Genomic DNA, 222 nt, shown 5'->3' with positions numbered 1-222 from the left:
AAGAATATTCAGGCATAGAGAATTGGAATACAGAAAATGTTATTAAGATGGAATCTATGTTTGCAGGTTTAAGTCAATTTAATGAGCCTTTATATAAATGGGATACTTCAAAAGTGAATAATATGATAGGAATGTTTTTTTGTTTGGTTTATATTTACTCATAATTTATTATTAATTTTGATTACCTAAAATATTTTCATTATTCTGATTATTTTCTTCTGA

General features: G+C 23.4%; 1 protein-coding gene. It reads left to right on the top strand.

The annotated features are described in order from the left end of the window. Window positions 1-14: 14 nt before the first annotated feature. Window positions 15-164, top strand: coding sequence for a BspA family leucine-rich repeat surface protein (locus tag EZH24_RS15255; RefSeq protein WP_272897916.1), 150 nt, complete (start codon window positions 15-17; stop codon window positions 162-164). The last annotated feature ends 58 nt before the right edge of the window (window positions 165-222 follow it).

This window comes from Brachyspira catarrhinii (assembly GCF_005518285.1).
Classification (GTDB): domain Bacteria; phylum Spirochaetota; class Brachyspiria; order Brachyspirales; family Brachyspiraceae; genus Brachyspira; species Brachyspira catarrhinii.
The sequence above is the reverse complement of the archived record's forward strand: the minus strand, read 5'-3'. Positions and strand labels throughout refer to the sequence as shown.